At 36.2% G+C, this 6,272-nt stretch carries 6 protein-coding genes and 1 riboswitch; of the genes, 5 read left to right on the top strand and 1 reads right to left on the bottom strand.

The annotated features are described in order from the left end of the window. Nucleotides 1–1,103 (bottom strand): sodium:solute symporter family transporter (locus ACI4WO_RS08240; protein WP_439807080.1); only part of this gene is annotated, 1,103 nt, incomplete at its 3' end. Between the two features lie 185 nt (nucleotides 1,104–1,288). Between ACI4WO_RS08240 and ACI4WO_RS08235 the strand changes: the two genes are divergently transcribed. The 5 genes from ACI4WO_RS08235 (at nucleotide 1,289) to ACI4WO_RS08215 (ending at nucleotide 6,062) form a co-directional block, all read left to right on the top strand. After that, nucleotides 1,289–2,032 (top strand): bis(5'-nucleosyl)-tetraphosphatase, encoded by a 744-nt coding sequence (locus ACI4WO_RS08235; protein ID WP_439807079.1) that lies wholly within the window; start codon nucleotides 1,289–1,291, stop codon nucleotides 2,030–2,032. Continuing rightward, on the top strand, nucleotides 2,025–2,678 hold the full coding sequence (nth, locus tag ACI4WO_RS08230; protein WP_439807078.1) for an endonuclease III: 654 nt from the start codon (nucleotides 2,025–2,027) through the stop codon (nucleotides 2,676–2,678). Before ACI4WO_RS08235 ends, nth begins: the two co-directional genes overlap by 8 nt. Nucleotides 2,679–2,753: 75 nt before the next feature. After that, nucleotides 2,754–2,907: riboswitch (M-box (ykoK) riboswitch) on the top strand. Between the two features lie 71 nt (nucleotides 2,908–2,978). Beyond that, on the top strand, nucleotides 2,979–4,316 hold the full coding sequence (mgtE, locus tag ACI4WO_RS08225; RefSeq protein WP_439807077.1) for a magnesium transporter: 1,338 nt from the start codon (nucleotides 2,979–2,981) through the stop codon (nucleotides 4,314–4,316). Nucleotides 4,317–4,418: 102 nt separating this feature from the next. Next, entirely contained in the window at nucleotides 4,419–4,703 is a 285-nt protein-coding gene (locus ACI4WO_RS08220; protein ID WP_439807076.1) for a hypothetical protein, read from the top strand. 60 nt (nucleotides 4,704–4,763) lie between these two features. Next, complete coding sequence (locus ACI4WO_RS08215; RefSeq protein WP_439807075.1) at nucleotides 4,764–6,062, top strand: FAD-dependent oxidoreductase; 1,299 nt, start codon at nucleotides 4,764–4,766, stop codon at nucleotides 6,060–6,062. The last annotated feature ends 210 nt before the right edge of the window (nucleotides 6,063–6,272 follow it).

Below are 6,272 nucleotides of genomic sequence, written 5' to 3'. Positions count from 1 at the left end.
TGCGTTGAACTTGATGTAAGAACAAGTGATGAAAGAGTTGACATTGACGCTGAAAGTACGAGAACCACTACCAGACCAATAAGAATATCCGGAAGAGCTGTTTTTAGCACAGCCGGAATCATAGCATCATACTCAGGTTTTCCGTTGGACAGAGTATTTATAAATGTTTTTCCGGATTCATTTTTATCAAGAGTACAGAAAAGTCTGTCAAAACCGCCCAGAAGATATGAACCTCCTGCAACAACAAGAGCAAAAACAGTTGAAATAACAGTTCCCTTCTTTATTGCATTTTCGTCTTTTATGGCATAAAATTTATGTACCATCTGAGGAAGTCCCCATGTACCAAGAGATGTAAGAATTATTACTCCCACAAGATTTACAGGATCAGGTCCGAAAAGTTTGCTGAATCCTCCGTTTTGACCATTCACTTCAATTTCTCCGAGCTTTGCAATCGACTCAGTAAATCCGCCGTGATAATTGACAGCACATATTACTACAGCCGCAATACCTGCAAGCATTACTATCCCCTGAACAAAATCATTAATAGCTGTTGCAGCATACCCTCCCAGAATTACATATATAGCAGTAATTATAGCCATTGCAATAATAATAATTTTATATGAGCTGTCTGAGTCAAGATCAAAAGCCATGTTAAAAAGTCTTGAAAGTCCGTTATAAACCGAAGCTGTATATGGAATCAAAAAAACAAATACAATCAAAGCTGAAGCAATTTTCAGTCCTTTTGAATCAAATCTTTTTTCAAAAAATTCAGGCATTGTTTTTGCATTCAGATGATTTGACATTATTCTTGTTCTTTTTCCAAGAACTATCCAGGCAAGTGCGCTTCCCAGCAATGCATTGCCAACACCTATCCATGCTGCCGATACCCCGTAGCTCCAGCCGAACTGACCGGCATAGCCGATAAATACTACTGCAGAAAAATATGAAGTACCATAGGCAAAGGCAGTCAGCCATGATCCGACATTTCTTCCTCCAAGAACAAAATCGTTTACAGATTTTGTTTTACGTGATGTGTAAAGTCCTATGCCCATCATTACAGCTATGTATACCATGAGCATTCCAATAGTTAAAGCAGTTGTCATTTTTTACTCCTCCATTATTTTTTTCAATTTGACAAAGTTAGTATTATTTTAACAGTATTTTTAAATTTTGTCAATGACTTTTATTATTTTTGCAGTAAAAATCAATTTTTATTGAAGTCATGAAAATAATCTGGTATAATAAAATATGAAATTAAAATCATTCAAATACAGAAACGGAGAAATATATGGTTATAATAAAAAAGGGCGAATATAAAAATATTCTCGGAAAAAGCATAAAGGTTACACCAAAGTATAAAAAAGGAGATACTGTTCCTGAATATCCAAAACACGTTTTAAACACTGATTACGGATATGCAGACGGTTACATCTGCGAAAACAGCGATCCTCAGGGAGTGTATATTTTAGCAGATGAATACACAGAATATCTGACAGTTATCGCCGTTATTGAAGGCACAGAAAACGAATCAGACAAATGGGTTGCAGCACCTGAAAATACAGTTATATTTGAACCATACATTAAAAAGCAGATTAATTTTTATGAAAACAAACAAAGAGATGAATTTCATTGTCTATATGAAAAAACCTGCGGATCTGTAATGTTTACAAAGGAAAATAACATAAAAAAATACCTGCTCATTAAAAATGACAGCGGTCATATAGGTTTTCCTAAAGGCCATATTGAGTATGGCGAAAGTGAAATACAAACTGCTGAAAGAGAAGTGTTTGAAGAAACGGGACTGAAAATTACTGTTAACGCCAAAACACGCCAGGAATACACATATAAAACACTTGATTCTTCAATAAAAAACTGTGTTTATTTCTGCAATGAGTTTAAAAGTAAATCTATTAAAATACAACAGGAAGAAATTTCCCAAAGCTGGCTTGTACCTTTTGATGAAGCTATGATTCTTTTAAATTTTCCTGAGGACAGATTGATTCTGGAAAAGGCGGACAGAATGTATGACTAAAAAAGAAAAGGCACTGCTTGCCTGTGAAGCTCTGGAAAAGATTTATCCGGATGTAGAATGCTCTCTTAACTTTTCAAAACCATATGAGCTTATGATTGCTGCAAGGCTTTCAGCTCAGTGTACAGACGCAAGAGTCAATATTGTCACTGAAACTCTTTTTAAAAAATATCCTACTCTCGAATCCTTTGCCGAAGCTGATCTGACTGAACTTGAAGAGGCTGTAAAACCATGCGGATTTTATCATACCAAAGCAAAAAGCATAAAAGAAATGGCAAATCAGCTGCTTCATAATTTTAACGGAGAAATTCCTCAGACAATGGAAGAACTGCTTACAATTTCAGGTATCGGAAGAAAAACTGCTAATCTTATGCTGGGTGACGTATGGGGGAAACCCGCAATTGTAACAGATACACATTTTATAAGAATTACCGGACGTCTTGGACTTACAAAAAATACCGAACCTGCAAAGGTTGAACAGGATCTTATAAAACTAATTCCCCCGGAAATTTCGTCACACTTCTGTCATCAGGTCGTACAATTCGGAAGAGATATCTGCAAAGCAAGAAAGCCGCTGTGTGATAAATGCCCATGTACTGAATTCTGCTCGTATTATAAGTCAGAAAGCAAGAAAAATAAAAACAGCTAAAGCGCACCACACAATTGTTGCAGAAAAAACGACAGGTGTATATTGACAAAATTCAGTAAATAGGTTATAATAAAAAAGTGATTCCGGTAGGTAAGGCTACCACAGGGATACGGGTTACTGCCGCAAAATAGTGGAGACACTATGAGATGGTTAACAAAATATGTCGTCAAGGCATATTTTAACGTAATTTCATGCCCTGCGAAGCTAAAGCTCGAACGGTAAATCTGTTTGTATGTACTGCGCCGTATCATTTTTTGATACGGTTTTTTTATTTTTAATAAATCAGGAGGTATCCAGATTATGACTGAACAAATTCTTGAATTGCTGCGTGAAAAAAATTATGTTAAAATAAAATCTACTGTAAAAGATTTGTATCCTGCTGATCTTGCTTCTCTTCTGGAAACTCTTCCGCCTCGTGATATTACTCTTTTATTCAGACTGCTTCCTAAAGAGCTTGCAGCTGAAACCTTTACTTTTATGGACAGTGACACTCAGATGCATCTTATAAGCGGTTTCAGCGATAAGGAGCTTCGTGAAATTCTTGACGAAATTTATGTGGACGATACCGTAGACATTATTGAAGAAATGCCTGCAAATGTAGTTTCACGAATTCTTAAAAATACTGATTCTGAAACAAGAAAGCAGATAAATGAAATCCTGGACTATCCTGCTGATAGTGCCGGAAGTGTAATGACTACCGAATATGTCTATCTCCATAAAAATATGACTACAAAAGAAGCTCTGGAGTGGATAAGAAAAGTAGGTGTGGTAAAAGAAACCATTTATACCTGCTATGTTACTGAAGCACGCAAATTAATCGGATTTGTAACCATTCTGGATCTGGTTACGGCAGATGAAGATGCAACAATTGAAAGCATAATGGATACAAATGTTATTTTCGTATACACTCATGAAGACCGTGAAGATGTTGCAAAGAAATTTTCAAAATATGACTTTCTGGCAATGCCCGTAGTTGATAATGATAAAAGAATGGTTGGTATTATTACATTTGATGACGTTCTGGACGTTATTGCCGAGGAAAACGAAGAAGACTTCTCAAAAATGGCAGCTATGCAGCCTATTGAAGATTCATATTTTAAAACTTCCGTTTTTACTCATGCGAAAAAAAGAATCGGCTGGCTTTTATTTCTTATGCTTTCTGCAACTATCACAGGAACTCTGCTTACTCGATATGAGGAAGCTTTTCAGGCTATTCCCCTGCTTGTTTCCTTTATCCCTATGCTTATGTCTACCGGCGGAAACTGCGGCTCACAAAGTTCTACAACGGTTATAAGAGGTCTTGCCACAGGAGAAATTCAGTTCCGGGATATTTTTAAGGCAGCATTCAAAGAATTCCGGATATCGCTGGTAGTGGGTACAATACTTTCATTAACAAATGGTCTGAGAATATTCATTGTGTACAAGGACTTCCGACTGGCATTGGTTATTACCCTTTCAATTATAGGAATAGCGATAATTGCACAGCTTATCGGTTGTCTGCTGCCGCTGATTGCAAAGAAAATAAAGCTTGATCCGGCTATTATGGCTACTCCGCTTATAAGCACTATTGTTGATACATGTTCAATGCTTATATATTTCCAGTTTGCCACAATGATTTTTACTGAATTAAGACATTGAAAAATCCGCATCTGTCTCCGGCTGGGAGCAGATGTTTTTTCATTTTTAAATAAAAAGAATAATATTTGATTCATGGTATATAATAATCATGAGGTGATAAAAATGTCAAAACAGGGAATGAGCCGTCCTGAACGCACACATACTCAGCCAAAAAACGATGCTGCAGCTGTTCCCGAAATTCAGGGAAAAGCAAAGCACGGAAACATCAGAGCAAATCCTGTTATTGCTGGTACTCATGCACCTTCGCTGAAGGTTTACCATTCAGTACCATATACAAACAAAAAAAGAGAAAAGCCGATTTCAGATGTCTATGCGGTTATTGATAATGATCTTGCAAGAGATAATATTGAAAATGATATTACAGCTGCGGATTTGCAGGACTTATAAATAAATTTACGCCATTTGAAAATAAAAATTTCAAATGGCGTTTTTAACAGGAGAAAAAATATGAAATCAGTCTGGCAATCAGATTCTGTTTTACCGGAATTTCCGGAACTAAAAGAAGATATAAAAACAGATGTACTGATAATAGGAGGAGGAATTGCCGGGATTCTTACGGCATATTTCTTAAGCAAAAACGGAATTAATTATATTCTGGCAGAAAAAGACAAAATATGTAATGGAATCACCAGCAATACTACTGCTAAAATAACATTTCAGCATGGACTTATATATCATAAGCTTTTAAATAGCTTTGGTACTGAAACAGCTGCCATATATCTTAATGCCAATAAAGCTGCATTTGAAAAGTATAACGAGTTATGCCAACATATTGATTGCTGTTACGAACTCAAGGATAACTATGTTTATTCAGTTGACGACAGACGCATACTGGAACAAGAGCTTTCAGCTCTTGAAAAAATCGGATATAATGCTGAATTCTGTGAAAATCCTGAGCTGCCGTTTAAAACAGCCGGAGCAGTCAGATTTCCTGATCAGGCACAGTTTAATCCGCTTAAATTCATTTCAGCAATTGCAGCTGATCTTAATATATATGAAAATACTTTTATACGTGAAATGAAAGAGCATACTGCTGTTACAGATAAAGCCAGAATTAAATTTGATAAAGTTATTGTTACAACGCATTTTCCCTTTATAAACAAGCATGGCAGTTATTTTCTTAAACTTTACCAGCACAGATCATATGTTATAGCACTGGATAATGCTGACAAACTAAATGGCATGTATGTTGACGAAAGCCGGACAGGTTTTTCTTTCAGAAACTATAATAATTTTTTGCTTTTGGGCGGAAACGGACACCGTACCGGCAAAAAAACCAGCGGCTGGGATACGCTTCGCATTGCAGCAAAGAAATTCTACCCGAATTCTGATGTAAAATATTTCTGGGCTGCTCAGGACTGTATGAGTCTTGACGGAATGCCATATATCGGAAATTATTCTTCAAACACTCCGGATATGTATACTGCATGCGGTTTTAACAAATGGGGCATGACTGGAGCAATGCTGTCGGCTATGATTCTGAGCGAGTTAATTTCAGGTAAAAATAATGAAGCGGCAAAAATTTTCAGTCCTTCAAGAAATATTTTAAAACCTCAGCTTTTTATAAACGGCATTGAAGCTTTAATGAATCTGCTGACCATTTCCAATAAGCGATGTCCTCATATGGGCTGTGCTTTAAAATGGAACAGTGCGGAGCGTTCATGGGACTGTCCATGCCATGGTTCACGTTTTTCTGAAAACGGTAAAGTTTTAGATAATCCGGCAAATGGAAATAAAGATATTTAAGGAAGCATTTAATAAATCCAGTCTGACAGTTTAAAAGATATATATTCCCTGCACATTAAAAAATTGCCCCTGATTTTAGTTAAAAATCAGGGGTATTTACAAGAAAATATTTTTATGAAGTTACTGACTTATCATATTCAGTTTTCTAAATATACATCCAAGCAGAGTATCTTCTAAGACAGCACTTTATTGGACAGTCTAATTGAGTAT

Source organism: Porcipelethomonas sp. (assembly GCF_051893655.1).
GTDB lineage: Bacteria > Bacillota > Clostridia > Oscillospirales > Ruminococcaceae > Porcipelethomonas.
The sequence above is the reverse complement of the archived record's forward strand: the minus strand, read 5'-3'. Positions and strand labels throughout refer to the sequence as shown.

Coding starts and splice junctions, on each gene's coding strand:
- ACI4WO_RS08220 (WP_439807076.1), top strand. CDS start 4,419: ATGTCAAAACAGGGAATGAGCCGTCCTGAACGCACACATACTCAGCCA.
- ACI4WO_RS08235 (WP_439807079.1), top strand. CDS start 1,289: ATGGTTATAATAAAAAAGGGCGAATATAAAAATATTCTCGGAAAAAGC.
- nth (WP_439807078.1), top strand. CDS start 2,025: ATGACTAAAAAAGAAAAGGCACTGCTTGCCTGTGAAGCTCTGGAAAAG.
- mgtE (WP_439807077.1), top strand. CDS start 2,979: ATGACTGAACAAATTCTTGAATTGCTGCGTGAAAAAAATTATGTTAAA.
- ACI4WO_RS08215 (WP_439807075.1), top strand. CDS start 4,764: ATGAAATCAGTCTGGCAATCAGATTCTGTTTTACCGGAATTTCCGGAA.